Genomic DNA, 400 nt, shown 5'->3' on the forward strand with positions numbered 1-400 from the left:
GCTCGCGACCATCCGAGGCTACGTGGATATCCGATGGCTGGGCCAAAGTAACGGCTACTATTCGGAGTCTGTCAACTTCGAACACGTGAACGCAGGCAAATGAAACTGATCGAGGCTCGGGGCCTTGTGCCACGCATAGAGAAGCGCGTTACGCAGCGTCTTGTATCCGAATCGTTTTTGCCTTTGGCACTTACGCATAGCGCGAAGATCGTGATGGAAGAGCATGATGTCGAGGTTTGGGACCGAAAAGAACTTTTGGTCGAAACTGAAACTATCGATGAAAGGCGTGAACTTAATGAGTGGTTTTGGGAAATTTCTGCGTCTGTCTCGAATTTCACGCCCAAATCGCTTTTCTACAAACGTGAGTTCGAGGTTGCGGGGCGTCGATTTCTTGGCGTGT

At 50.5% G+C, this 400-nt stretch carries 1 protein-coding gene; it reads left to right on the forward strand.

Annotated elements, in window-relative coordinates:
- Nucleotides 1-99 precede the first annotated feature (99 nt).
- Nucleotides 100-400, forward strand: a 301-nt coding sequence (locus AC1RO3_RS08750) for a hypothetical protein (RefSeq protein ID WP_481764041.1), incomplete at its 3' end; no start/stop codon positions are given.

The organism is Dellaglioa sp. CoH-57-MRSF-19 (genome assembly GCF_056781975.1).